We start from the raw sequence: 24,338 nt of genomic DNA, 5'->3' as shown, positions 1-24,338 counted from the left end.
TCATTCACCTTGGGCATGCCAGTTTCGGAGAAGGGAGAGGCGCGCCTGCAAATCCGGAATACTCTGCGTTATCGTTTTCCAGACGACCGAGAGCTCTGCCCGGAAGTAATCATGCACGATCAGATTGCGCATACCCTTCATCTTGATCCAGGGGATTTCCGGGTGCTGCTGTAAAAACGCTGGGTAGTGCCTGTCGAGCTTGGCGACCGCCTCGCCGATCAGGGCAAGACCCATCATCACCGCCATCTGCGTGCGCGTGTCGGAAGAAAAAGCGGCCTCATCCATATCCTGAATGAAATCCCGTATCCTGGAAGCAGCAACATCCATCTCCTTCAGATAGAGCAGAAGCCGATCCGTACTCATACCGCTTTGGCTTCCTTCAGAACGCGCGCCCGAATATCCGAATGCAAGCCGCCCGAGGTGACAACATCGACCTCGACACCAAGCATCGTCTTCAGTTCCTCCAGCAAACCGCCGAGATCAAACAGCGTCGTACCCGGCAGCGCGTCCACCAGAATGTCGAGATCGCTGTCCGGCCTGTCCTCGCCGCGGGCGACGGAGCCGAACACGCGGGGATTTGCCGCATTGAAGCGTTTCGTCGCTTCGCGGATCGCTTCCCTGTTCTTTTCCAGCACCTCGGAAGGTCTCATCGTCATCTCCAAACGGCGCGACTCTAGCAGAATGGCCGCAACGCGCCAATCATCCCTCCGGCAGCATTGCGCAAAGACGAAGCCAGGCGATCTTTTCAACCTGCGCCGTGGCGGTCGCGAATTCTTCGGCCGCGCCGTTACCTATGCGTGTCTCGAAGGCCGAGAGTATATCGTGCCTGTTCAGCCCCTTGACCGCGATGATGAAAGGAAAACCGAATTTATCGGTATAGGCGCTGTTCAATTCGGTAAAACGGGCGTGCTCTTCCGGGGTAAGCCTGTCGAGCCCGGCACCGGCCTGTTCGTTGCGGCTGTCTGCCGTCAACTCGCCGGCAATTGCCAGCTTGCCGGCGAGATCGGGATGCGCCCGCAACACGCCAAGCCTTTCCGCCTCGGAAGCCGCGCGAAACTGCGCGCTAAGCGCGGCATGAACCGCCTTCGCCGTCAGTTCCAGGCCGGCCCCACCGGCGTCATAGGCCCGCTCGGCAATGAATGGCGAATGTTCGAACACGCCGCCGAAACGGGTAACGAAGTCCTCACGCGTCAGCATCAAAGCGCCTCCGGCTTGTGATGCTCATGCCAGTGACGGGCGATCTCGATGCGCTGCGGGATCCACACCTTTTCGTGGCCAAGCACATATTCGATGAAGCGGCGAAGCGCCGCTGCGCGACCCGGACGGCCGACAAGACGACAGTGCAGGCCGACACTCATCATCTTCGGCGCACCTTCGATACCTTCCTCATAAAGCACGTCGAAAGCGTCCTTCAGATAGGTGAAGAACTGGTCGCCGGAATTGAAGCCCTGCGGCGTGGCAAACCGCATGTCGTTGGTCTCAAGCGTGTAGGGAATGATCAGGAAAGGCTCATCCTTCACACCCTTCACCCAATAGGGCAGATCGTCGGCATAGGAGTCCGACGAATAGAGAAAACCACCCTCTTCCATGACAAGCCGCAGCGTATTATCCGAGGGCTTGCCCTGATACATGCCATAGGGACGTTCGCCGGTGACCTCCGTGTGCAGACGGACCGCTTCGACGATGTGCTTACGCTCTTCCTCCTCGGAAAAATCCTTGTATTCCAGCCAGCGGTATCCGTGGCTGGCGATTTCCCAACCCGCTTCCTTCATCGCCGCAACCGCTTCCGGGTTGCGGGCCATGGCTGCGGTCACGCCGTAAACGGTGGTGGTGACGCCAAGCCCGGTGAACATGCGCCACAGCCGCCAGAAGCCGGCGCGCGAGCCATATTCATAGATCGATTCCATGTTCAGGTTGCGCTGGCCAGGCCAGGGCTGGGCGCCGACGATTTCCGACAGCAGCGATTCCGACGCCTTGTCATTGTCGAGAATGCAACTTTCGCCGCCCTCTTCGTAATTGATGACGAATTGCACGGCAATGCGCGCACCGCCCGGCCATTTCGGATCGGGAACATTGCGGCCATAGCCCACCAGATTGCGGGAGTAGTTTTCGGAAATCATTCAGCCACCCAGACCATCTCTCCCAATCGGCAACCGATTTCGGAGACATAAACAGAACTTCGAAGATGCCTGATCCAGACGGATGACGCAGCGCACTTCGAATATGCGATGTCGAACGGTAGCATTCGCATCCGGAATGTCGAGATCAATTTTGCCGACATTCCGAAGCTTTTTTGTATACGATTATGATGGCGCGCCAGTCAGGCAATCTTGCGGGCGGAAACGCGGCCCATGGGATGAAGCGAGTGCACCCGGAAAGGCGCTCCCGGCTCATCCTCGATGAAGAGCGCAAGGCTGGAAAATTGCAGGGACCGGGACAGCAGCGGCTCGAACACCTTGCGCACCGCCCGCTCGATCCTCTGGCTGCTGGCGGGTTCCACACCGCCGGTCAAAGACATCTGGAACCGGAACTCGTCCATCACATGCGGGCTGCCCCAGCGGTGCAGATTGGTGAGCTGCGAGGCCGACAGCCGGTCCGGATCGGCACGCTCGATCTCCGCCTCTGTGAGAGGCGCGCGGTAACGGTCGAATTCCTGCACGACGCGGGCCGCGAAAAAATGCAGCACTTCACAGGGCCGTTCGGGGACGAGGCTGAAGACATTGTCATGCCTCGCCACCACAAGTTGCGGCAACGGAAAGGGTTCCTGCCTGCCGGAAAAATACATCAGGTCGCGCAGGAGCGCCGCTTCGGACTGACCCTCGGCAAGGCGGAAAGGAGCCTTGATGGTGCCATGGAAACCATACCGGCGCGGCAGGGCCGTGTGATAGGAAATCTCCTGCATGCCAAGATCGATCATACCGGGCGGCTCAACCGCCTGACCGGAATAGGCATCGCGCCCCAGCCACGCAGCGGCTACCTGCGTCAGGGGGTCATTGGGGGAAGGCGTGAAATGAATGGCGTATCGCATGCGCTGTCACCTCGCCGCAAAAGCGGACAAACCTGCCTCGTTGCAGGCCAGCAAATAAGTGATTTGCGTGACAGATTAACGACGTAAGCGGTCTGGTCAGAACTTTCCGATGCCCGCCATGGCTATGTTCACGTGTTCTTGAAGCTGGAAACTCCGCGGCACGTCCGGTGCCTTTCCGCAAACGGCCTGTAGCGCGGTATCGGCAAGAGAATGGGCAAGACCGAAGCTCACCTTGAAGCCGCCCGTCAATGCCACAAGCTTCGGGTGACCGGCAACCGTTCCCACCATGGGGTCTCTGCCCGCAGCCTTCGGCCGCAGCCCGGCCCAGCGTTCGAGAACCGGCGCCCCGCGAATGCAGGGGACAATCGCAGCCGCATCCGCAAGCAGTTTTTCCAGCTTCTCATCCGTATCGAAGGGGTCGGAAAAACAATCTTCGCTGGTACTGCCGATGGCGACCGTTCCGTCTTCGTGCGGCACGATGTAAAGACCGTTCAGGAACACCACCGGCATGGCCGGATCGACCGCCGCGTCGAGCAGCGCCGCCTGCCCCTTCACCGGCTGCCCGAGCACCAGCCCGGTGTCGAGGCCCAGTGCGTCCCGGATCAGGGGAAAGGATCGATGTCCGTTGGCGATCACGGCGTGCCCGAACACGACCTCGTCACCCGAAGACAGCGCCGCCCGGCCTGTCTCCGCGTCAAGCGAAAGGACGCGGCAACCCTTGATCAACCGCACATGCCGCGCCTTGCCGAGAAATGCCGAAAGAAGCGCAATCATTGCACGCGGAGCCACCCGCGCCGCCAGCGTATCGAACACGAAACCCGCTGCGCCAGCCGCGTCATCCACCCAGCCCGCAACCGCTGGGCTGTCACCGACATGCCAATGGAACCGGCGCTCACCCGAGACCCAGTTCTCCTGCGCATCCCTTTCATGCCGCTCGGCGATGGGACGCAGATGCGGCTTCGGCAATGGGATGATCCGGCCAGAGCGGCGATAACCGGCGGAAAGCCCGGTCTCCGCCTCCAGCCCGGCGATCTCTTTTTCCAGCGCCACGAGGGCGGCGAACTGGAACTGCTTCTTGTCCGACCAGCGGTCCGGCATATGAGGCATCAGCGCGCCGAGCAGCCCGCCACTCGCGCCGCCACCGGGATGGTCCGCCTCCACCAGCAACGTATCGATGCCGAGCCGTTCCGCCTTAACCGCAGCCCATAGACCCATGATACCACCCCCGACGATGAGGAGAGCGACGGAAGCAGGCAAAGGCGTTCTTGGTGATTGACCCTGTTCGAAAGCGGGATTATCGGCTTTAGCCATGAAAGATTCCAACGACACTATCAGAGAGACTGGCGCACAGGCCGGTTCGGCAACCGGCGAAACCCACACTGCACTCGACTGGCGTGACGGGGATATGCCCTATTCGCTGGCTTTTGACGACCATTTTTATTGCCAGACGGATGGCAGGCTGGAATGTGGCCACGTCTTCCTGTCAGGAAACGGCCTGCCGCAACGCTGGCGGGAACGCGAAGGCGTCTTCCGCGTCGGGGAACTGGGCTTCGGCACCGGGCTCAATCTGTGCGAGACATGGCGCCAATGGAAAGAGGTCCGCAACGGCCGCTCCACGTTGCATTTCATCTCCTTCGAACTCTACCCGATGAAGGCGGACGAGATCGGCCGGGCACTTTCCCGCTGGCCGGAGGTGGACGCCGAACGCAGGGCGCTCACCGCCCTCTGGCCCGCCGAACCGAAGGGGAAGGTGGAGATTGAACTCGATGGTGAAACACGCCTGACGGTGGTCTGCGGCGAGGCGCTCGCCGGTATTTCCAACAGCCACGAAACCTTCGATGCCTGGTTCCTGGATGGTTTCGCACCTGCGCGCAACCCGGACATGTGGTCGCTGGAGATCATGCAGGCACTGTTCGCCAGGACGGCGCCGGCAGGCACCTTCGCCACCTATGCCGCCGCAGGCTTCGTCCGCCGCAATCTCATCGCCGCCGGTTTTGATGTGGAACGACGCAAGGGTTTCGCAGGAAAACGGGAAATGCTCTGCGGCACCAGGCCCCCGGTTTGACCAAAACGACATCAGCGACCGGTTGCGTCATCAGATACCCGGCGCGGAATATCTTCACCCAGCCACTGGGCGATCTTGTCCTCGAGAATTTCGGGGCTGATGGGCTTCGACAGATAATCGTCCATGCCGGCCTGCAGGCATAGATCGCGGTCAGCATCCTGCGTATGGGCCGTCACGCCAATGATCGGCACATGCCGGCCTTCGGCGGCCGCAAGTTCGGCCGTCCGGATCGCCTGCGTTGCCTGATGCCCGTTCATGACAGGCATGGAGACATCCATGAGGATGATCGCGGGATTATATTCCTCCCACGCCTGAACGGCCTTTTTCCCATTGCCGACGATCAGGAACCGCAGACCCGTCTGCTGCAAAATCTGCGTGAAAACAATCTGGTTGACGTCATTGTCCTCGGCCACCAGCACATCGATCAGGCTGGGCCGCAGCCGGACGGAAACTGTCGGCACCTCTGCCCGCCGCTTCTTTTCTGAAGCAGGACCTTCCGGCCGGGACGAACCGCCGTCCGAGGCACCTGCGAAAGCTTCCGGCCGCGCGCGTTTTAGCCGCACGTCGCGCACCACGTCGAACAGGGTGGAGCGCAACAGCCGCGCCCGCGCGGGCTTCATCAAATGGGCCTGCACGTTGAGATCGGTAAAGAGCGTCTCGTCACCCACGACATCCATGGACGTGAGGAAAATGATGGCGATGTCGTCGAAACGGCGATCCGCCCTGATCCGCTCCACGACGTCCAGGCCGTTCATGACAGGCATGTGATAATCAAGAATGATGGCGTCGATCGAAAGACCCACCGCTACGGCTTCCTGCAGCACGGCGATGCCCGTGGGCCCACCCTCGACGGCATGGCCGTCTATGCCCCAGCTTTGCAGCTGCTCCGTCAGGATGCGCCGGTTGACATCGTTGTCATCGATGACGAGCACCCGGATATTTTCGATCGCCACCGAAAGAGGTGGGACATCCCTCCGCCTTTCGGTCATCTGAAACGGGATGTTGACCTCGAAACTCGACCCCTTGCCCACTTCGCTGACGACATCGATCTTGCCGTTGAACAGCCCGACAAGGCCGACGGTGATCGCCAGGCCGAGCCCGGTTCCTTCGTGACGGCGCGTGGCGGAACTATCGACCTGGCTGAACTTGTCGAAGATCGTCTCCAGCTTGTCGGAGGGAATACCGATCCCGCTGTCTTCGACACGCAGCGACAGGATAGCCTCCGAAGCTTCCGCTGACTGCGCAGAAAGCTCCACCAGCACATGGCCGGTTTCGGTGAACTTGACGGCATTCCCGACGAGGTTTGTAACAATCTGGCGGAAGCGTCCGGCGTCACCGATGACCTTGCCGAAAACCGACGGGTCGGTCCGCACCACCAGCTCTATGTTCTTCTCCAGCGCCGCCGAGGACAGGAGCGAAACCACATCCTCAACGGCTTCCGCCGGATCGAAAGATACGCTGCGCAGTTTCATCTGCCCGGCTTCGATCTTGGAGAAATCGAGGATGTCGTTGATGATCGTCAGAAGCGCATTGCCTGACTTGACGATGATGTCGGTGAAAGTCTTCTGGCGCGTATCGAGGTTGGATTTGGCCAGAAGCTCCGCCATGCCAAGCACGCCGTTCATCGGCGTGCGGATTTCATGGCTCATATTGGCCAGAAATTCCGATTTGGCGCGGTCCGCCGCTTCCGCCCGCGAAAGCAGACGTTGCAATTCGCCTTCGCGCATCTTCATCTCGGTCACGTCGGTGACGATCACGAGCCAGTAATTGCCGGAACTGTTGGTGGCTTCCAGGTTGAGCCAGCTCTTGCCGGCGACATGGATTAGCCAGGAGAACGGCCGGTTGGCGGCAATGTTGTCTTTCCAGGCATTAAGCATCGCGGCCGCTTCCTCGGCCGTGCCGAAATCTCCGCGCGCGGCACAATGGGCGAAGAAGCCGGACCAGTCGCGATCCTTTTCCAGCAGCTCGGGAGGCACGTCGAACATCCGCGCCATCGCCTCGTTGGACATGATGATCGTGCCCTGCTCCACCAGCACCAGGCCCTGCGCCATGGCGCGCGTCGCGCCCTGCATATATTCGCCGACGCGCTCCAGCTCGGCCTTCGCCTTGCTGATTTCGGCGTCGCGCATTCGCACATCCGTCACATCGGCATAGGTGCTGAGGATTTTTCCGCCTTCGAGGCGCGTTTTGGAGATGACGGTCACCTTGCCGCTTTTGCTGCGCACCTCGCGGGGGGCAAAGGCCTCATCCTTCAGGAGCCGCTGCGCCCGCTCGCTATAGACCTCGTCGAAAGGCCGATCGCCATAATCATAAAGGCCGCTATCGAAATTCATCCTCATGAATTCGCGATAGTCTTTGCCCACAAGTGATTTCTCGCCGCCGATTTCGCCCCAGACCTGGTAGAAGAACGGATTGACATATTCGATGACGAGATCGGCGCTGAGAAGCAGCACCCCCACGGGCAGCGCGTGAAGCACCGCTTCGAGCTGGCGATGCAGCGCCTCGGCTTCGGCCTGTGTCGCGATCAGCGCCTTTTCCCGCTCCTGCAGGAGGCTGACATCGGTGACGGAGCCCACGAGGTAATATTCGTCATCCGGTGTCGCAACGCGGCCGAGCCGCGTGATGACGGGAATGGCCCGTCCGTTGCGCTGAGGCATGTTTCCCGTGCGTTCGAGCGCCTCTCCGGTCTGCAAGATCCGTTCGTTTTCCTGCTGGAACTGGGAGCCATTCTGCGGGAACATTTCGGATTCGGTCTTGCCGATATAGTCGGCGAGATTGCCGCCGAGAAATGCATCATAGGCGGCATTGGCATAGGTCAGCCGCCTGTCCTGATCCCTCAGGAAAACCCCCACCGGCAATTGTTCGAGGGCAGCGCGCAGCAACCAGGTTTCGCGGATCTGGGCGCTGAGAAGGGTCTCGTGCGCCTTGAACTCGGTCACATCGATGCGCAGGCCAACCAGCATGCCGTTTTCCAGCCGCTTGTTGACCATGCGCACCCAGCGGCCATCGGCGAACTGCTCCACCCTTTCGAGATAGGGCAGGGAAAAATCGCGCAACTGCTCCCGCATCCAGCCTTCGAACGCAGGGTCGTCTTCTTTGACGCGACGATATCCGCTCGAAAAATAGAGCGCCTCCATCAGCGCCTCGAGCCGGATGCCCGGCTTCAGCTCGACGCCAAAACCGCTATAGAACTCCGCGAAACGGGCATTGCAATAAACCAGTCGGTTTTCCGCATCGTAGACGACGATGCCGGCATCGATGAAATCCATGAGGCCGCTACTGAACAGCAGGTCCGACGCCCCGCCGATATCCGCCGTCCCCGTCAGAACGCCCAACGGCATGTCTTCCACCGTTTCGAACAGGAACAGGCTGCCGTCATCATCGGTGAAGCGCTCGCAGCGAAGCGTGTATGGCAGGGAGGAAACCGAGGCATGGCAGGCGATCATCTCGTCCGTCGCAAAAACGAGTGAACGGCGCTCCCTGTCCTCCCGCTCCGCATCACGGATATCAGCCGAGAGGGAAAGGCTGGTGTGGCCTTCGAACGCCCTGAGGGGACGCCCCATCAACCGTGCGTAGGCGGCGTTGACCACGAGATAGCGCAGCTCGCTGTCCTTGATGCACGCGGGCAGGTTCAGGGCGGCAACAGCCCTGCAAGCCTTTTCCAGCAACCCGCTGCCCTCGGTCAATCGATACTCCACAGCGTGCAGTTTCACTTTTGTCGAATCAAATATTTCTAGATGACTTCGCAAAAACGTTATGTGAGAAAATCTGTTTTTGCTATGCGCCCTGCCCGGCAATACACTTTTTTAACCATAATTATTCGCTGCGACCCAGCTCTTCGGCCAGCTGGCGGCGGCGTTCCGCATGGCTGCCATGCGCCGTCCGGCAGCCATGTCATGAAACTATCGCTTGACTTTGGCGAGTAAAACGCCCACATGCCGGTCAAGCTTTCACCTTCGGCAGCCGCGTGAGCTGCAGCGTATGTTGAGAAGACTTGGTCCGAGAGAGACTTGGCCCGCATGAAGGAAAAGCGCAGAGAATACAGAAGACGGCATGTGCCGCACTGATGCGCAGAAAGTTATTCCAACCCACAAGTTCCCAATTCACGCGGGGTTCTTGACGCCGAAACCGCCGGACAGCAGCCCTGTTCCGGACGATTGGTTTTTGGCGCCCCGAAAGGCATTATATTGACCAGTTTTAGCGAACTCGGCCTCTCCGAAAAGATTGTTGCCAGCGTTACCCAGCTTGGCTACACAACCCCGACCCCCATTCAGGCAAAAGCCATTCCGCTGCTGCTCGAAGGCCGCGACCTGATCGGCCTCGCACAGACCGGCACCGGCAAGACCGCCGCTTTCGGCCTGCCGATCATCGAAATGCTGATGAAGCAGGCGGACCGCCCGGCAAACCGCACCTGCCGCACGCTCATCCTTGCCCCGACCCGCGAGCTGGTGAACCAGATCGGCGAAAACCTGCGCGCTTTCGTGAAGAAGACGCCGCTGCGCATCAACCAGGTGGTTGGCGGCGCATCGATCAACAAGCAGCAACTCCAGCTCGAAAAGGGCACGGACATTCTGGTGGCAACCCCCGGCCGCCTGCTTGACCTCATCGCCCGCAACGCCATCTCGCTCTCCAAGGTCACCTATCTGGTGCTGGACGAAGCGGACCAGATGCTCGACCTCGGCTTCATCCACGATCTGCGCAAGATCTCGAAGATGGTGCCGGCCAAGCGCCAGACGCTGCTCTTCTCCGCCACCATGCCGAAGGCGATCGCCGATCTGGCCCACAGCTACCTGACCGATCCGCTGAAGGTCGAAGTGACCCCGCCCGGCAAGGCAGCCGACAAGGTGGAGCAATATGTCCACTTCGTCGCCGGCAAGAACGACAAGACCGAGCTTCTGAAGAAGTCGCTCAACGAGAACCCGGATGGCCGCGCCATCGTGTTCCTGCGCACAAAGCACGGTGCGGAGAAGCTCTACAAGCATCTCGAACATATCGGCTTCAAGGTCGCCTCCATCCACGGCAACAAGAGCCAGGGCCAGCGCGAGCGCGCCCTGAAGGGCTTCAAGGACGGCGAGATCAAGGTTCTGGTCGCAACCGACGTCGCGGCCCGCGGCATCGATATCCCGGCCGTGACGCACGTCTTCAACTATGACCTGCCGGAAGTACCGGACGCTTATGTCCACCGCATCGGCCGTACCGCCCGTGCCGGCCGCGACGGCATCGCCATTGCTTTCTGCGCACCCGACGAAACCCGCCTGTTGCACGACATCGAAAAGCTGATGAAGATCGATATTCCGGTTGCCTCTGGTGAACGCCCGGCCGGTCTTGCCAGCCCGACGCGCCCCAACAACAACCGCGGCGGACGCAATAACAATGGCGGCCAGCAGCGCGGCCCGCGCGAAGGCGGACGCCACAACGGCGAATCCCGCCCGTCTCGCCACCACGCGCCGCGCGATGCGGACAATGATCTTGAAGTCACCTCCGACTTCAAGCGCGTGAAGCAGGCCGAAGGCGACGCAGGCCGCCCGGCTGGCCCGCGCAAGCATCGTCGTCCGGCCCGCAAGCCCGGCGGCAGCGGCGCCAACCGCCACGCCCCTGCCGGCGGCAACGGCCAGGAAAAACGCGCTTCCGGTAACGGCCATCGCGGCCGCAACCGTTAAGGCGCTCTGAATGGATTGGGGACGCCGCAGCATTGCCGGGCGTTTCTTCTCCCCGCCGGGAAGAAGGTGGCCCGAAGGGTCGGATGAGGGGGTAAAGTTGCCGTATCTCATCACCCTTGCCCCCTCATCCCGCTGCCGCGACCTTCTCCCCGGCGGGGAGAAGAAACAAGCGGCACGCGCTCGCCAATAATCAAGCCCCGCAGCCACACCCGGTAGCGGGGCTTTTCTTCGCCTTCAGCTACCCTGCGCGACCGGACGACGCCGTGACGGCAGGGTCATCGCCAGCACGCCCGCAATGACGCAGACGAGCCCACCCCACATGGCGGGCGTCGGCATTTCCCCCAGAAACGCCATGCCGATGGCGACCCCGACCGGCACCCTGAGATAGGCCTGCGAGGTGGTACCGACCGAACCGAGTGTCTGCATCAGCCGGAAATAGATCATGAAGGCGAGCGCGGTCGAAAACACACTGAGGCACAACAGCGCTGCCAGTGATGCCGCCGAAGGCGACAAGGTCCAGGGTCGGTCGACAATCAGGCTCACGGGCAGCAGCAGGACAGCACCGCAGATAAGCGAGCCGGCGGCCGGCATGATCGGATCGAGCCCTTTGAAATTTTTACTGAAAATGGCCGCGCAGGCATAAGAAAATGCCGCTGTCAGCACGGCGAGCTGGCTCCATATCGCCTCGCCCGCCCCATCAAGTGCCTCCATGCCGATAATGAGGCAAACGCCCGTCATGCCGGCAATCGTGCCGAACAGCTTGCGCCCGCTGACTGCCTCATGCCGGATCACGAGCGCCGTGAGAAGAAAGGTAAAGATCGGCGTCGTGGCATTGAGAATGACGGCGAGGCCGGCATCGATGCTCTGTTCGGCCCAGGCGATCAGCGTGAAGGGGAGAACGCTGTTGATACAGGCCTGAATGAAGAACAGCCGCCATGTCGCTAAATCCGTGGGCAAACGCAACCCGCGCAGCCGGATCACCGCGAAGAGCAGCAGACCGGCGATCATCGTGCGCGATGCGATGAAGGTAAGGGGCGGAATGGTCTCCACCCCGATCTTGATGAAAGTGTAGGATGCGGCCCACAGCGTGGACAACAGGGCCAGAAGCAGCAATTCGCGGGCGATGGGGTTCTCAGAGGTCACGGATCGATTTCCAACTGCATTGAGGGTGACCCGTTCTTAACCGGAAAACAGGCGCCTATGCTTCGGCCGCGGCCGAAGTATCGACCCTGCTCTAAAAAGAAGCCCCCGCGCGGCGTTGGCCACGCGGGGTTTCGGCAAAACAAATCGATGTCCGGTCAGGCAGATCAGGCCCGGCGCTCATCCACCGAGAAAGCGCCCGGACCGGCCACGAACAGATAGAGGAAGATGAAGCAGAACAGGATGGCGGCATCACCCCCGTTGAGTGCCGGGAAGAAGCTCTTCGGCCCATGCGCGATGAAATAGGCAACCGCCATCTGGCCGGACAGGATGAATGCGACCGGACGCGTGAAAAGGCCGATCAGCACGAGAATGCCGCCGACGAATTCCAGAATCGCCGCCACCAACAGCATCGTCGGCAGGGAGCCTTCCATCTGCGATGCCGGAAAACCGAACAGTTTCTGCGTTCCATGCGAAATGAAAAGCAGCGCCGTCATGATGCGCAGCGCCCCGAGTGCCTGTGGGCGATAGCGGGAGAGAGAATCGAAAATTGCCATGTTGATGTGTCCCCGTTGAAGTGGTGAAGCGCCGATAAGAGCGCGATGGCACGTTTATGGATACACCTCCGAAATAGCGGAAATCACGTTTCCGATATTGCAGAACTACCTAAAATACTCAAAACGCCATTTTCTACAAATAGTTGATTTCACCATAGAAAATTGACTTTCTTACAGAAAAATCAACTCAGGGCTTCAGACATTTTTTCGATCGCAACAGGCGGAAAAACCGTCCCGCCTCACGCCTGCAGCACCACCACCTTCGAACCGACAGGCACGCGGCTATAGAGGTCGATGATGTCGTGGTTCAGCATGCGGATGCAGCCGCTCGACATGGCGTGGCCGATGGACTGCGGCTGGTTGGTGCCATGCAGGCGGAACATGGTGTCGTTGCCGCCGCGATAAAGATAGAGCGCGCGGGCGCCAAGCGGATTGTTCGGGCCGCCGGGCATGCCGGCTGCGAATTTCAGATTGCGCGGATCGCGGCGCATCATGTTCGCGGTTGGTGTCCAGGATGGCCATTCCGCCTTGCGACCGATATAGGCGTCACCCTTCAGGGCAAGACCCTGGCGGCCTACACCGACGCCGTAGCGCATTGCGCGACCGTCGCCGAGAACATAATAAAGCCGCCGCGCCGGCGTATCCACAACCACCGTTCCAGCCGGATGGCGCGTATCATAGGCCACCTCCTGCCGGCGCAGTTCGGGCTTCACCTTATCGAGATGCATGGCGGGAAGCGGGAATTTTTCCTCCGGCTTCGCCGCGTAATCCAGCCTGTGCTGGCCGATGCCGGTGTTTGCGCAGCCAGCCAGAAACAGCGGCAATCCAAACAGAACACCACGACGTGAAATAGACATGTAACCCCCGCCAAATCATGTGATTAACGAGAGGTATAATTTTATGGTTAACAAACCCCTAATATGAGGTTGCAGTAATTAACCCGCCGCAACCGATGCGGCAGGTTTGCGATTGGCGAGATAAACGCCTGTCACCGCCAGAACCGTGCCTGCAATCATTGCAGGCGTCAGCGTCTCGCCGAAAAGCAGGGCGGCTTCCACCGCGGCAAGCGGCGGCACGAGATAGATCAGCGAAGCGGCGCGCGAAACCTGGCCGCGCCGGATCAGATAAAGAAGCAGCGCCACGGCCCCGATGGAAATCGCGCCGACAGACCAGGCGAGCGTGGCGGCAAGGCCGAGGCTCCAGTCCACATGCCCATCTTCCAGCAGAAGCGCGAAGGGAACCGTTACCAGCAGCGCGCCGACATATTGCAGCGTTGCCACCGCCATGATGTTGCCGCCATGCACGTACTTCTTCTGGTAGAGCGTGCCATAGGTGACCGAGGTCATGCCCAGCACATTCACCGCCACGGCGTAAAGCGGCACCGACAGCCCGACAGCACCCGCGGCCATGACCTTCGGCAGCACCGCGATGGCGATGCCGGCAAAGCCGATGAGCAGGCCGGCGCGCTGCAGCGGCGAAATCCTTTCGCCGATCATGAAACGGGCGGCCACCGCCGTCATCAGCGGCTGCAGGCCGGCGATAATGCCGCCGATCGCCGCCGGCACGCCCTGCCCTATCGCCCACCAGATCATGCCGAGATAAAGACCGTGCAGGAAGACGCCTGACAGGATCGCCCGGAAGATACCGACACGACTTTCGGGCCACTGGATGGACGAAAAGCGGCAGATCGCCCACAGCAAAACGCCCGCCAGAAGATAGCGCAGACAGAGGAAGGTCAGCGGCCCGGTATAATAGACCGCATATTTGGCGGTGACCCAGCCCGTCGACCAGAGAAAGACGAAGATGGCCGGAGCCAAACGGTCGAGCGACATGGGCGCATCCTCTGTGTAGCATGATGTCCGCTACCGGTGCGGAACAGACGGCGAATTGATATTTCTGCGGCTTCACGCGAACCGGCGAATAGTCGACCCGGGTGTTCAGCATGGCGGTATCCGCATCCCGGCAAAAGGTCAAAGGCGTTTTGGTGATCACATCTTTCAGATTTTCTGATGCGACGCCGGACATTCATCAACCGAAAGCGAGAGAACAAAATTTATGCATTCGCCCACGGCGCAAACAGCGCCACCGCCCGCTTACACCGCTCGTCGCCCCGCAACCAATTTGCCGATGCCGCATTTATAGGCGGAAGCCGAAAAAACGCTTCTTTTTTAAAACTCTAGGGCGACAAAAAATCTTCTCGGGGAGGCCTGCATAGTTCTTGCATTGCATTTGTCGTTGTATTCATATGGCAAAAAAGGGGACATCGAAGTTGGCATTTGACGAAATGATAAATGCGGACAACACGCCGCGAAGCCCATATGAAAACTATAACGAATGGTACAGCCGGCAGGACAGGGCGCACCTGATCCAGAAATCAAAAGACGCGGAAAACATCTTCAGAAAAACCGGCATTACTTTCGCAGTCTATGGCCACGCCGATAGTTCAGAAAAACTTATACCCTTCGATATTATCCCGCGCATCATCTCCGGCCGTGAGTGGCGCAAACTGGCCCAGGGCATCGAACAGCGTGTTCTCGCCCTCAATGCTTTCCTCGACGATATCTACCACAAACAGGAAATCATCCGCGCCGGGCGCATCCCCCGTGAGATCATCGAAAAGAACGAAGCCTTCCTGCCGGAAATGATCGGCTTCACGCCGCCTGGCGGGGTCTACACCCATATCGTCGGCACGGATATCGTCCGCACCGGCGAAGACCAGTTCTATGTTCTGGAAGACAATGCCCGCACGCCGTCAGGTGTCAGCTACATGCTGGAAAACCGCGAAACGATGATGCAGATGTTCCCGGAACTTTTCCATGAGAACCGCGTGCGACGGGTGGAGGATTACCCCTATCTGCTGCGCCAGTCGCTTGCCTCGCTCGCCCCTCCGGGCTGCACCGGCAAGCCGCGCGTCGCGGTGCTGACCCCCGGCATCTATAATTCCGCCTACTACGAGCACTCGTTCCTCGCCGACATGATGGGTGTGGAACTGGTGGAAGGTTCCGACCTTCGTGTCATGGACGGCAAGGTGAAGATGCGCACGACACGCGGTTATGAGGCCATCGACGTTCTCTACCGCCGCGTCGACGACGACTTCCTCGACCCGCTGACTTTTCGGCCGGATTCGGCGCTTGGCGTTCCCGGCATCATGGATGTCTATCGCGCCGGCAACATCACCATCGCCAACGCCCCCGGCACCGGCATTTCCGACGACAAGGCGATCTATTCCTACATGCCCGAGATCGTCGAATTTTATACCGGCCGCAAGCCGCTCCTAGAAAACGTGCCGACCTGGCGCTGTTCCGAGCCGGACAGCCTGAAATACGTTCTCGACAACCTTGCCGATCTCGTCGTCAAGGAGGTCCACGGTTCAGGCGGTTACGGCATGCTGGTCGGCCCCACCGCATCGAAAAAGGAGCGGGCGCTATTCGCCGAAAAGCTGCGGGCGCGCCCCTCCAACTATATTGCACAGCCGACGCTGTCGCTCTCCACCGTGCCGATCATGGTCAAGAACGGCATCGCGCCGCGCCATGTCGATCTGCGTCCTTATGTCCTTGTTTCGGACAAGGTGCAGATCATTCCCGGCGGCCTGACCCGCGTTGCGCTCAAGCAGGGCTCGCTGGTGGTCAATTCCAGCCAGGGCGGCGGCACCAAGGATACGTGGGTACTGGAGGATTAAGCCATGCTGGGCAGAACGGCAAACGGGCTCTACTGGATGTTCCGGTATATCGAGCGCGCTGAAAACATCGCCCGGCTCATCGATGCGGGCCTGCGCGTTTCACTGACGCGCTCAGGCAGCGGCGACGAGGATTGGGACGGCGTGCTGCAAAGCGCGGGCGTGCATGAGGAATTCCTCGAAACACGCGAAAAGGTGACGGCGGCAAATGCTATCGATTATCTTCTTCGCGAGAAATCGAACCCATCCAGCGTCATGTCCTGCATCGAAGCGGGGCGCAACAATGCCCGCATGGTGCGCACGGCTTTGACGCGCGAGACATGGGAAGCCACCAACGAATTCTGGATCGAGCTGAAGAACATCCTCGGCCGCAAGCTCAACCATGCGGAACTGCCGCAGACCATCGACGTGATCAAACACCGCGCCGGTCTGGTGCGCGGCGCCTTCCACGGTTCAATGCTGCGCAACGATCTCTATAATTTCTCCCGTATCGGCACCTTCATCGAACGCGCCGACAATACGGCGCGCATTCTCGACGTCAAATATTACGTGCTGCTGCCAGCTGTGGCGCATGTCGGCTCATCGCTCGACAATGCGCAGTGGGAATCCATTCTGCGCTCGGTTTCGGCCCACCGTTCCTATGGCTGGGTCTATGATGCGGAATACAAACCGGCCAACATCGCCGACTTCCTCATTCTCAATGGACGCATGCCGCGTTCGCTTGCCTATTGTTACGAGAAGATCGCCAGCAACCTCAATTACATCGCCGAGGACTACAGCGAGCGGCACAAGGCACACGATACGGCGGAAAGCATCCGCGACAGCCTGCGCGCGACCACCATCGCCCGGGTCATGGACGAGGGCCTGCACGAGTTTCTGGAAAGATTCGTCCATCGCAACGGGCAACTGGGACAGGAAATAACGGAAGGCTACCGCTTCTATCAATGAGCGCGTAGACGGGGACAGCTTATGCGTCTGAAAATCACCCATACGACGGAATATGTCTATGACGAGCCGATGCCCTATGCCTTGCAGCGGCTGCGCCTGACACCGCAGACCGGCCCGAGCCAGACGGTGGAGGACTGGGATGTCTCGGTCGATGGCGCGACCGTGGAAGTGACCTATGACGACCATTTCGGCAATCGCGTCGCACTGGTGGAAACGGAAGGCCCACAGCAGCGGGTCAAAGTGGTGGCGAGCGGCACGGTGAACACGCAGGACAAGGCCGGCGTGTTCGGTCACCACATCGGCAACGCACCGCTCTGGCTCTTCCTGCGCGAAACGCCACGCACCAAACCCGGAAAGCTGGTACGCGAACTGGTGAAGGTGAGCGTCGGCGAGAGCGAGCTTGCCCGCCTCCACAATCTCATGGAAAACATTCACGGCAAGGTGGAGTATGTGCCCGGCTCCACCGACATCGAAACCACGGCCGAAGCGGCACTGGAGGCTGGCAGGGGCGTCTGTCAGGACCACGCCCATATTCTCATTTCCGCTGCCCGGCAGATGGGCCTGTCTGCCCGTTATGTATCCGGTTATCTGATGATGGAGGCGGTGGAGGAACAAACCGCTACCCACGCCTGGGCCGAGGTGCATCTGCAGGGCCTTGGATGGGTCGGCTTCGACGCCGCCAACAATATCTGCCCCGATGACCGTTATGTCCGCATCGCATCCGGCCTCTGCTACCGCGATTGCGCGCCTATATCTGGCATGCGCATCGGCCCGGCCGGTGAGACGCTGAGCGTTTCAGTTACCGTGCAGCAATCGCAGAGCCAGAGCCAGTCCCAGAGCTGAGATCATGGCCGCCAGAGACGACGATACGATCGGTTTCTATACTGACAACGCAACCGCCTATACCACCCGCGGGCAGGCAGCAGACCGCCCGCATCTGGAAACATTCCTGTCGCAGTTGGAAAAAGGCGCGACCATCCTCGAACTTGGATGCGGCGGCGGGCAGGACAGCGAATATATGCTGGCAGCCGGTTTCGACGTGCATCCCACCGATGGAACGCCCGATATAGCGAAGGCTGCGGAAGTCAGACTCGGCATTCCTGTCAGGACATTGCTGTTCGAAGATATCGATGAGGTCGGGCGCTATCACGGCATCTGGGCCAATGCCTGCCTGCTGCACGTGCCCCGCCCTGCCCTGCCGGGCATCATCGGCCGCATCCACACCGCGCTGAAACAGGGCGGCATCTTTTATGCGAGCTTCAAGGCCGGAGAGGCTGAAGGACGCGATACGTTCGGCCGCTATTACAATTATCCGTCCAGGTCATGGCTGGAGGAGCTTTACGGGCAATATGACTGGACGGGCGTAGAGATCGAAGCCCGGCAGGGAAGCGGTTACGACAAGCTGCCGACAGACTGGCTGCATGTCACGGCCAAAAAGCACTGACCAACCGCGACAGGTTGACGGTTGCAAAAAGGCGCAGCACCCGTTTTAATCGCCGTTCTCAATTGAAAGCATGATCCGGTTTATCCTTTTGGGACAAAACCGGCCGGGAGACGGCATTGTACAGCATTTCCGACTATCGCGACTGCCAGTCGCATGGACCCATCATAGCAGAAAGGGTCTGGACGGCCTGGTGGCAGGATAGCGGCCTCAAGGTGGGCGATGTCCTCGAGCACCTGAAAGAGATGACAAATCCTCACGCCCTCCCCACCGGTTTCGTCGCCCATGATGGCGACGCCTATGTCGGCTCCGCCTTTCTCATTCATTGCGATCTTGAGGAGCGCCCGCACTATCTTCCCTGGGTCGCGGCCCTGTGGGTGGAAGAAGACCGCCGGCGCTCTGGCGTGGCGCGCGCGTTGATGCAGGCCGCGACAAAAAGGGCCGCCGACCTCGGTCACGAGACCTGCTACCTCTGCTGCGAGGCAGGTCTTGAGGACTATTACCTCAACTGCGGCTGGACCATCCTCGAACGGGGCGTCGGCAAGCACGATCTGACGGTGTTGACCTACAAGACCTGACGCCGCCCGCCGCCTACCCATCATTCCTCACCACATCTCGACCATAGGAGGCACCATGCAACCGCCAACAGCCATCATGGAAACCGCGATCTATGTGAATGATCTCGAAGCCGCCGAGGCTTTTTACCGCGATGTCTTCGGGCTGGAGATCATCCGCAAGGTGCCCGGAAGCTTCGTCTTTTTCAGGTGCGGGCGGCAGGTACTGCTGGTTTTCGACCCCGAGAAGTCGCGCAAGGCCGATCCCGATAATCCCATCCCTCGCCATGGCACGGCAGGTGAAGGCCACTTCTGCTTTTGCGCAAGGGACAAGTCGGAGGTAGACGGCTGGAAAGCGCACTTCGAAACGCTCGGGATTCCTATCGAGCACTATCACCGCTGGCCGAATGATAGCTATTCCGTCTATATCCGCGACCCCTCCGGGAACTCGGTGGAAGTGGGAGAAGGCAAGCTCTGGGGATTTGAACAGGGCTGACCGCAAAGAAACAGGACGCCACCGTGAAGACCATCTATGTCGTAACTCATCCTCAGTCGGTCCACCATGTCGAGAACCGGGTCGGCGGCTGGTATGATACCGAACTGACGCCGCACGGCAGGACCGATGCCAGGGCGGCGGCTGCCAGACTGGCGACGCTGGTTGGTGGTGAGCCCGTGGAAATCTTCAGCTCCGATCTGCTTCGCGCCTCGCAGACCGCAGAAATCATCGCGGAACGCTTCGGGCAGCGAATGGAGACCATGCGTGACTTGAGGGAAATGAGCTATGGTGAGGCCGAAGGCATGCCGCAGCAATGGCTTGATGAGCGTCAAATCCCGGCACCACACCATAATCGCCTTGACCATCGTGGCGGTATTGCCGATGGCGAGACGAGACGCGAATTTGCCGAAAGGGTATATCGGGCCGTGGACATGATCATCGCGCGGCCCTGCGCCACGCAGATCATCGTGACCCATGGCTTCGCCCTGACCTTCGTCATCGCGGCATGGATCAAGATGCCGATCGACAGCGCCGGTTATGTGAGCTTTCCGGCGCGCTCCGGCAGCATTACGCATTTGAAGGAAGACGATTACTGGCAGAACCGCGCCGTCGTTTCACTGGCGGATGTTTCGCATCTGACTAACGGTGATGGCTGACAAGAGCCCGCTTGAAAATCGTCCTCGCAAAGGGACGATTGGTCACAAAACCTAAACTCTAGCGTCATCCTCGGGCTAGACCCGAGGATCCATGTGAGCGCCGGGTTGTGAATCCTCGGGTCAAGCCCGAGGATGACGTAGAGAGGTGGGAATACTCCGAGACCACACCTCAACCCTTTACGTGCTACTCTCGCAGATCAGATCTGCCGAACCACGATCTCTTCTTCCGCATCGACCGCCAGCGGGTTCTTCAGCGGCAGGCCGAAACCGGCGGCTTCGATTTCGAAGACGTCGCCCGCTTCCGGCTTGATACCTTCGGCGAAGGAAAGCGTTGCCGTGCCGAACATGTGCACATGCACATCGCCAGGCGCACGGAACAGGCCGTATTTGAAGTGGTGATATTCGAGGTTCGCGAAGGTATGGGACATGTTGTCTTCACCCGATACGAACGGCTTTTCGAAAATGACCTTATCGCCGCGGCGGATGCGCGAGGTGCCGCGAATATCGGACGGCGGAGCGCCGACGCGAATTTCCGGACCGAAGCTTGCCGGGCGCAGCTTGGAATGGGCGAGGTAGAGATAGTTGATCCGCTCAGTGACGTGATCGGAAAACTCGTTCGAGACGGCAAAGCCGATACGCACGGCTTCGCCCTTGTCGGAAATCACGTAGATGCCGGCCATCTCAGGCTCTTCGCCGCCATCCAGCGCAAACGAAGGCGAGGTGAGCGCCGCACCGGGCGCTGCCGCCACATGGCCGTTGCCCTTGTAGAACCACTCGGGCTGAACGCCTTTTTCACCGGCCTTCGGCTTGCCGTTTTCCAGACCCATGCGGAACATCTTCATGGAGTCCGTCAGGCTTTCCTCGGCGGCTTCCGTGGTTTTCTTGTGCATGCTGTCGCGGGTCGCGGCCGAACCGAGATGGGTAAGGCCAGTGCCGGTCAGATGCAGATGAGCCGGATCGGGATGGGTGATCGGCGGCAGGAAGCGACCTTCGGCATAAGCCTTTTCAAGATCGACGGCATCGCCCAGGCCATGCGCGGAAATGACATCTGCAAGGTTCTTGCCGCCATTGGCGGCTTCCATGGCAAGCGCATAAACGGACTCTGCGCCCTTGACTGCGCGTGCCTCTCCGCCTTCTTCGCGAACCGCTACGGTGATGTTGCCGCTGGCATCTTTAATCTGTGAAATGAGCACGGGATTTCCTTCCTCCGGCGCAGTGCGCCTTTATCTCTTCTACGCGGCGCCTTGCGCCTGCATCTTATGAAAGTGGCCGGAAACCGGCCACTTTTTGGACTGCGATAGGGGTGAGCCGATCAGCCCTTGTTCTTGTTGTAGACGTCGAAGAACACGGCGGCGAGCAGCACGAGGCCCTTGACCATCTGCTGGAAGTCGATGCCGAGACCGACGATCGACATGCCGTTGTTCATGACACCCATGATGAAGGCGCCAATGACCGCACCGGTGATCTTGCCAACGCCGCCGGATGCCGAAGCACCACCGATGAAGCAGGCCGCGATAACGTCAAGCTCGAAGCCCACGCCGGCCTTCGGCGTTGCCGAGTTGAGGCGGGTCGCGATGATCATGCCGGCGAGACCAGCCAGAACGCCCATGTTGACGAAGGTCAGGAAGCTCAGGCGTTCGGTGTTGATACCCGAAAGCTTGGTCGCCTTTTCATTGCCGCCCATGGCGTAAATGCGACGGCCGATGGTCGTGCGACGCGTCACGAAGCTGTAGAGCGCAACGAGAGCAAGCATCACGATCAGCACGTTCGGCAGGCCGCGATAGGTGGAAAGCTGGTAACCAAGGAACAGGATCGCGGCCGAAATCAGCAGGTTCTGGGCGATGAAGAAACCGAAAGGCTCGACATCGATGCCATGCTTCACATTCACGACACGGCGACGCCATGCGAGATAGAACAGCACGACGGTAATCAGCACCGTCAGGATCATAGAGGTGGTGTTGAGACCTTCAATGCCGCCGATATCGGGCAGGAAGCCGGTGCTGATAATCTGGAAATCGGTCGGGAACGGACCGATGTTCTTGCCGCCGAGCACGAAGAGCGTCAGGCCGCGGAACACCAGCATGCCCGCCAGCGTCACGATGAAGGACGGAATGCGGTGATAGGCGATCCAGTAACCCTGGGCCGCACCGATGATGCCGCCGATGACGAGACAAATCAGCGCCGCCAGAAAGGGGTTCATGCCCCATTGCACGGTCAGTATGGCCGCGATCGCGCCGACGAAGGCGACGATGGAACCGACCGAAAGGTCGATATGCCCGGCCACGATGACAAGCAGCATGCCCAGCGCCATGATGACGATGAACGAGTTCTGCAGGATGAGGTTGGTCAGGTTCACGGGGCGGAACAGGATGCCGCCGGTGTAGAACTGGAAGAAAACCATGATGGCGACGAGCGCGATCAGCATGCCATATTCGCGGATATTGGAGCGAATATAGGATGTGACCGAGACGACGTTACTTTCTTCGTTTGTTGTGTTTGCCGAACTCATGAGTTCTTCTCCCCTGAGCGCATGATAGCGCGCATGATGCTTTCCTGGCTCGCCTCTCCCTTCGGCAATTCAGCGACGATGCGGCCTTCGTTCATGACGTAGATGCGGTCGCAATTGCCGAGCAGTTCGGGCATTTCCGATGAGATCATCAGAACGCCTTTACCATCGGCAGCGAGCTGGTTGATGATGGTGTAGATTTCATATTTCGCGCCGACATCGATACCGCGGGTCGGTTCATCGAGGATCAGCACGTCGGGATTGGAGAACAGCCACTTGGAGAGCACAACCTTCTGCTGGTTGCCGCCCGAAAGGTTGACCGTTTCCTGAAAGATGCCCGACGAGCGGATGCGCAGGCGCGTGCGGAAATCGCTCGCCACCTTCATTTCCTTGATGTCGTCGATGATGCTGGCATTCGAGACGCCGGCAAGATTGGCGAGTGTGGTGTTGTGCAGGATGTTGTCGTTGAGCACGAGACCGAGATGTTTGCGGTCCTCCGTGACATAGGCAAGACCGGCATCGATTGCCTTGCGCACGGTGCTGACGTCAACTGGCTTGCCGTTGATCAGCACTTCACCGGTGATCTTGTGGCCATAGGACTTGCCGAACACGCTCATCGCAAATTCGGTGCGCCCTGCCCCCATCAGGCCGGCAATACCGACGACTTCGCCCTTGCGCACGGTGACGTTGATATCATGCAGAACCTGGCGGTCGCGGTGCTGCTGGTGATAGGCGTTCCAGTTCTTCACTTCGAGAATGGTTTCGCCGATCGGCACGTCGCGCGGCGGATAACGATCTTCGAGATCGCGGCCCACCATGTTGCGGATGATGACGTCCTCGCTGATTTCTTCCTTGTGACAGTCGAGCGTCTTCACCGTCATGCCGTCGCGCAGCACGGTGATCTGGTCGGCCACCTTGCGCACTTCATTCAGCTTGTGGGTGATGATGATCGAGGTCATGCCCTGCTTGCGGAATTCCATCAGCAGGTTCAACAGCGCCTCGGAATCGCTTTCGTTCAACGAAGCGGTCGGCTCATCAAGGATAAGCAGCTTCACGCTTTTCGACAGCGCCTTGGCGATTTCGACCAGCTGCTGCTTGCCGACGCCAATATCGGTGATCAGCGTCTCCGGTGATTCCTTCAGGCCCACTTTCTTCAGAAGTTCGCGGGTACGGTTGAAGGTCTCCTGCCAGCTGATCACGCCGTTCGAGGCGACCTCGTTGCCAAGGAAGATGTTTTCCGCAATCGACAGGAGCGGCACGAGCGCCAGTTCCTGGTGAATGATGATGATACCAATATCTTCACTGTCGTTGATGGCGCGAAAGTTTCGCACTGCGCCTTCATAGTGGATTTCGCCCTCATAGGTGCCGGCGGGGTAAACACCGGAAAGGACCTTCATCAAGGTCGACTTTCCCGCGCCGTTCTCACCGACGAGTGCGTGGATCTCACCTTCCTTAACCTTGAGGTTGACGTTCTCAAGCGCTTTCACGCCCGGAAACGTCTTGGTGATGTTCCGCATTTCGAGAATGGTATTGGCCATATCGCAATCCAGCGCCCGATTAATTCCGGCGTTTTTATTTTTATGGAAAAACGGGGATGACGCCAAGCCATCC

The 24,338-nt window shown here is 59.7% G+C and carries 23 protein-coding genes; 9 read left to right on the top strand and 14 right to left on the bottom strand.

Annotation, left to right across the window (positions count from 1 at the left end; genetic code table 11):
- The 6 genes from WA845_RS06070 to WA845_RS06045 form a co-directional block, all read right to left on the bottom strand.
- Complete coding sequence (locus WA845_RS06070) at positions 1-363, bottom strand: HepT-like ribonuclease domain-containing protein (protein ID WP_006699600.1); 363 nt, start codon at positions 361-363, stop codon at positions 1-3.
- Positions 360-650: a nucleotidyltransferase family protein gene (locus tag WA845_RS06065; RefSeq protein ID WP_004443113.1), complete on the bottom strand. Its 291-nt coding sequence runs from the start codon at positions 648-650 to the stop codon at positions 360-362. Before WA845_RS06065 ends, WA845_RS06070 begins: the two co-directional genes overlap by 4 nt.
- Before the next feature lie 49 nt (positions 651-699).
- Complete coding sequence (gene uraD, locus WA845_RS06060) at positions 700-1,197, bottom strand: 2-oxo-4-hydroxy-4-carboxy-5-ureidoimidazoline decarboxylase (protein ID WP_006699599.1); 498 nt, start codon at positions 1,195-1,197, stop codon at positions 700-702.
- Positions 1,197-2,120 carry an allantoinase PuuE gene (gene puuE / locus WA845_RS06055; protein WP_112557360.1) on the bottom strand — a complete coding sequence of 308 codons (924 nt, stop codon included), beginning with the start codon at positions 2,118-2,120 and terminating at the stop codon, positions 1,197-1,199. Before puuE ends, uraD begins: the two co-directional genes overlap by 1 nt.
- Before the next feature lie 200 nt (positions 2,121-2,320).
- Positions 2,321-3,028 (bottom strand): DUF1045 domain-containing protein, encoded by a 708-nt coding sequence (locus WA845_RS06050; protein WP_004443119.1) that lies wholly within the window; start codon positions 3,026-3,028, stop codon positions 2,321-2,323.
- A gap of 96 nt (positions 3,029-3,124) precedes the next feature.
- Complete coding sequence (locus tag WA845_RS06045; RefSeq protein ID WP_112557362.1) at positions 3,125-4,339, bottom strand: FAD-dependent oxidoreductase; 1,215 nt, start codon at positions 4,337-4,339, stop codon at positions 3,125-3,127.
- On the opposite strand from WA845_RS06045, the gene mnmD reads away from it, so the two are divergent.
- Positions 4,338-5,093: a tRNA (5-methylaminomethyl-2-thiouridine)(34)-methyltransferase MnmD gene (mnmD, locus tag WA845_RS06040; protein WP_112557364.1), complete on the top strand. Its 756-nt coding sequence runs from the start codon at positions 4,338-4,340 to the stop codon at positions 5,091-5,093. The two genes, WA845_RS06045 and mnmD, sit on opposite strands and share 2 nt — an antisense overlap.
- A gap of 11 nt (positions 5,094-5,104) precedes the next feature.
- Here the strand turns inward: mnmD and WA845_RS06035 are convergent, their stop codons facing one another.
- On the bottom strand, positions 5,105-8,779 hold the full coding sequence (locus tag WA845_RS06035; protein ID WP_337322229.1) for a response regulator: 3,675 nt from the start codon (positions 8,777-8,779) through the stop codon (positions 5,105-5,107).
- 501 nt (positions 8,780-9,280) lie between these two features.
- On the opposite strand from WA845_RS06035, the gene WA845_RS06030 reads away from it, so the two are divergent.
- Entirely contained in the window at positions 9,281-10,753 is a 1,473-nt protein-coding gene (locus tag WA845_RS06030) for a DEAD/DEAH box helicase (protein WP_004443127.1), read from the top strand.
- Positions 10,754-10,987: 234 nt separating this feature from the next.
- On the opposite strand, the gene WA845_RS06025 is transcribed toward WA845_RS06030, so the two are convergent.
- The 4 genes from WA845_RS06025 to WA845_RS06010 all read right to left on the bottom strand — a co-directional run bounded on the left by WA845_RS06025 (position 10,988) and on the right by WA845_RS06010 (position 14,282).
- The gene (locus WA845_RS06025; protein WP_112556943.1) at positions 10,988-11,896 is read right to left on the bottom strand and encodes a DMT family transporter; all 909 of its coding nucleotides are present in this window, start codon (positions 11,894-11,896) and stop codon (positions 10,988-10,990) included.
- 164 nt (positions 11,897-12,060) lie between these two features.
- Complete coding sequence (locus WA845_RS06020) at positions 12,061-12,450, bottom strand: DoxX family protein (RefSeq protein WP_004443130.1); 390 nt, start codon at positions 12,448-12,450, stop codon at positions 12,061-12,063.
- 239 nt (positions 12,451-12,689) lie between these two features.
- Positions 12,690-13,307 (bottom strand): L,D-transpeptidase, encoded by a 618-nt coding sequence (locus WA845_RS06015; RefSeq protein ID WP_004443131.1) that lies wholly within the window; start codon positions 13,305-13,307, stop codon positions 12,690-12,692.
- A 78-nt stretch (positions 13,308-13,385) separates the two neighbouring features.
- Positions 13,386-14,282, bottom strand: coding sequence for an EamA family transporter (locus tag WA845_RS06010; RefSeq protein ID WP_112556942.1), 897 nt, complete (start codon positions 14,280-14,282; stop codon positions 13,386-13,388).
- A gap of 437 nt (positions 14,283-14,719) precedes the next feature.
- Here WA845_RS06010 and WA845_RS06005 point away from each other — a divergent pair, with 437 nt between their 5' ends.
- The 7 genes from WA845_RS06005 (at position 14,720) to WA845_RS05975 (ending at position 20,221) form a co-directional block, all read left to right on the top strand.
- The gene (locus tag WA845_RS06005; RefSeq protein WP_022556767.1) at positions 14,720-16,129 is read left to right on the top strand and encodes a circularly permuted type 2 ATP-grasp protein; all 1,410 of its coding nucleotides are present in this window, start codon (positions 14,720-14,722) and stop codon (positions 16,127-16,129) included.
- 3 nt (positions 16,130-16,132) lie between these two features.
- The gene (locus WA845_RS06000; RefSeq protein ID WP_004443135.1) at positions 16,133-17,074 is read left to right on the top strand and encodes an alpha-E domain-containing protein; all 942 of its coding nucleotides are present in this window, start codon (positions 16,133-16,135) and stop codon (positions 17,072-17,074) included.
- A 21-nt stretch (positions 17,075-17,095) separates the two neighbouring features.
- Complete coding sequence (locus WA845_RS05995; protein WP_112556940.1) at positions 17,096-17,917, top strand: transglutaminase N-terminal domain-containing protein; 822 nt, start codon at positions 17,096-17,098, stop codon at positions 17,915-17,917.
- A 4-nt stretch (positions 17,918-17,921) separates the two neighbouring features.
- Complete coding sequence (locus tag WA845_RS05990; RefSeq protein WP_112556937.1) at positions 17,922-18,518, top strand: methyltransferase domain-containing protein; 597 nt, start codon at positions 17,922-17,924, stop codon at positions 18,516-18,518.
- Positions 18,519-18,634: 116 nt separating this feature from the next.
- A complete protein-coding gene (locus WA845_RS05985) occupies positions 18,635-19,093 on the top strand; it encodes a GNAT family N-acetyltransferase (RefSeq protein ID WP_112556935.1) in 459 nt (152 codons plus the stop codon).
- Between the two features lie 55 nt (positions 19,094-19,148).
- Positions 19,149-19,565 (top strand): VOC family protein, encoded by a 417-nt coding sequence (locus tag WA845_RS05980; protein ID WP_112556933.1) that lies wholly within the window; start codon positions 19,149-19,151, stop codon positions 19,563-19,565.
- A gap of 23 nt (positions 19,566-19,588) precedes the next feature.
- On the top strand, positions 19,589-20,221 hold the full coding sequence (locus WA845_RS05975; protein ID WP_112556931.1) for a histidine phosphatase family protein: 633 nt from the start codon (positions 19,589-19,591) through the stop codon (positions 20,219-20,221).
- A 197-nt stretch (positions 20,222-20,418) separates the two neighbouring features.
- On the opposite strand, the gene araD1 is transcribed toward WA845_RS05975, so the two are convergent.
- The 3 genes from araD1 to gguA all read right to left on the bottom strand — a co-directional run bounded on the left by araD1 (position 20,419) and on the right by gguA (position 24,265).
- Positions 20,419-21,414: a 2-keto-3-deoxy-L-arabinonate dehydratase AraD1 gene (gene araD1, locus WA845_RS05970; RefSeq protein WP_112556929.1), complete on the bottom strand. Its 996-nt coding sequence runs from the start codon at positions 21,412-21,414 to the stop codon at positions 20,419-20,421.
- Between the two features lie 119 nt (positions 21,415-21,533).
- The gene (gguB, locus tag WA845_RS05965; RefSeq protein ID WP_004443145.1) at positions 21,534-22,730 is read right to left on the bottom strand and encodes a sugar ABC transporter permease GguB; all 1,197 of its coding nucleotides are present in this window, start codon (positions 22,728-22,730) and stop codon (positions 21,534-21,536) included.
- Complete coding sequence (gene gguA / locus WA845_RS05960) at positions 22,727-24,265, bottom strand: sugar ABC transporter ATP-binding protein GguA (RefSeq protein ID WP_022556773.1); 1,539 nt, start codon at positions 24,263-24,265, stop codon at positions 22,727-22,729. Before gguA ends, gguB begins: the two co-directional genes overlap by 4 nt.
- Between the last annotated feature and the right edge of the window lie 73 nt (positions 24,266-24,338).

This window comes from Agrobacterium sp. CMT1, from assembly GCF_037203725.1.
GTDB classification, from domain to species: Bacteria; Pseudomonadota; Alphaproteobacteria; order Rhizobiales; family Rhizobiaceae; genus Agrobacterium; species Agrobacterium pusense.
This window is presented reverse-complemented; position numbering and strand designations above follow the sequence as displayed.

Bases quoted from the DNA above. Each gene is read 5' to 3' on its own strand.
- WA845_RS06070 (WP_006699600.1), bottom strand. From the start codon at position 363: ATGAGTACGGATCGGCTTCTGCTCTATCTGAAGGAGATGGATGTTGCT.
- WA845_RS06065 (WP_004443113.1), bottom strand. From the start codon at position 650: ATGAGACCTTCCGAGGTGCTGGAAAAGAACAGGGAAGCGATCCGCGAA.
- uraD (WP_006699599.1), bottom strand. From the start codon at position 1,197: ATGCTGACGCGTGAGGACTTCGTTACCCGTTTCGGCGGCGTGTTCGAA.
- puuE (WP_112557360.1), bottom strand. From the start codon at position 2,120: ATGATTTCCGAAAACTACTCCCGCAATCTGGTGGGCTATGGCCGCAAT.
- WA845_RS06050 (WP_004443119.1), bottom strand. From the start codon at position 3,028: ATGCGATACGCCATTCATTTCACGCCTTCCCCCAATGACCCCCTGACG.
- mnmD (WP_112557364.1), top strand. From the start codon at position 4,338: ATGAAAGATTCCAACGACACTATCAGAGAGACTGGCGCACAGGCCGGT.
- WA845_RS06045 (WP_112557362.1), bottom strand. From the start codon at position 4,339: ATGGCTAAAGCCGATAATCCCGCTTTCGAACAGGGTCAATCACCAAGA.
- WA845_RS06020 (WP_004443130.1), bottom strand. From the start codon at position 12,450: ATGGCAATTTTCGATTCTCTCTCCCGCTATCGCCCACAGGCACTCGGG.
- WA845_RS06015 (WP_004443131.1), bottom strand. From the start codon at position 13,307: ATGTCTATTTCACGTCGTGGTGTTCTGTTTGGATTGCCGCTGTTTCTG.
- WA845_RS06010 (WP_112556942.1), bottom strand. From the start codon at position 14,282: ATGTCGCTCGACCGTTTGGCTCCGGCCATCTTCGTCTTTCTCTGGTCG.
- WA845_RS06000 (WP_004443135.1), top strand. From the start codon at position 16,133: ATGCTGGGCAGAACGGCAAACGGGCTCTACTGGATGTTCCGGTATATC.
- WA845_RS05995 (WP_112556940.1), top strand. From the start codon at position 17,096: ATGCGTCTGAAAATCACCCATACGACGGAATATGTCTATGACGAGCCG.
- WA845_RS05990 (WP_112556937.1), top strand. From the start codon at position 17,922: ATGGCCGCCAGAGACGACGATACGATCGGTTTCTATACTGACAACGCA.
- WA845_RS05980 (WP_112556933.1), top strand. From the start codon at position 19,149: ATGCAACCGCCAACAGCCATCATGGAAACCGCGATCTATGTGAATGAT.
- gguB (WP_004443145.1), bottom strand. From the start codon at position 22,730: ATGAGTTCGGCAAACACAACAAACGAAGAAAGTAACGTCGTCTCGGTC.
- gguA (WP_022556773.1), bottom strand. From the start codon at position 24,265: ATGGCCAATACCATTCTCGAAATGCGGAACATCACCAAGACGTTTCCG.